1 protein-coding gene is annotated in these 973 nt (G+C 61.4%); it reads left to right on the top strand.

The window, feature by feature from the left end:
• Positions 1–973, top strand: a 973-nt coding sequence (locus IVA92_RS16635; protein ID WP_247534265.1) for a transposase, incomplete at both ends; no start/stop codon positions are given.

Below are 973 nucleotides of genomic sequence, written 5' to 3' on the forward strand. Positions count from 1 at the left end.
CGTCGCGTGTTCGAGAGCGTGCTGCGGCGCTGCATCGAGGAACGACTGGTCGGCGGTGAAGGATTTGCAGTCGATGCGAGCCTAATCAAGGCCGATGCCAATCGGCAGAAGGGGATCGAAGGCGATAAGGGACTTCCGCCGGAGGCTGCCGGCCGAGCAATCGACGAGTATCTGGCTGTCCTCGATGATGCTGCTTTCGGAGCTGCGACCGAGGTTACCCCGAAGTTCGTATCGCCCTCCGACCCGGCGGCGCGCTGGACGGGGGCGCACGGCGGCCAAGCGTTTTTCGCCTATTCGACGAACTACCTGATCGACATCGAGAACGCGATCATCGTCGATGTTGAGGCAACGACCGCAATCCGGCAGGCGGAGGTATTGGCCGCTAAGCGCATGATCGAGCGCTCGCTGGAGCGGTTTGATCTCTATCCGAGCCGGCTCCTCGGTGACAGCGGCTATGGCTCGGCCGAGATGCTCGCCTGGCTGCTCTATGGGCGCGGCATCGAGCCGCACGTTACAGTCTTCGATAAGTCGGCCCGCACAGATGGGATCTTCTCGCGCGACGACTTCACCTATGACCATGCCGGGGACATCTATCGTTGCCCTGGTGGCAAAGTTCTTACCACGACCGGAACGTTGGTGAATGATGGTGCCACCATGCTTTACCTCGCCAGCAAGCGCGATTGTGATCGATGCGCATTGAAGGCTCGGTGTTGCCCCAAGCAGGCTTCACGGAGAGTGCCGCGCTCGATCTACGAGGGCGCTCGCGACATGGCGCGCCAGATCGCGAGATCGTGGGAGGGAGGCACCTCGCGCCGGCTCCGCAAGAAAATCGAGATGTTGTTCGCGCACCTCAAGCGCATTCTCAAGCTCGACCGTTTGCGTTTACGAGGTCCAAACGGCGCGCGTGACGAGTTCATCCTCGCAGCCACCGCCCAAAACCTTCGAAAGATGGCCAAGCTGATCCCGATGCCCA

The sequence above is a fragment of the Bradyrhizobium sp. 154 genome (genome assembly GCF_023073875.1).
Classification (GTDB): Bacteria; Pseudomonadota; Alphaproteobacteria; order Rhizobiales; family Xanthobacteraceae; genus Bradyrhizobium.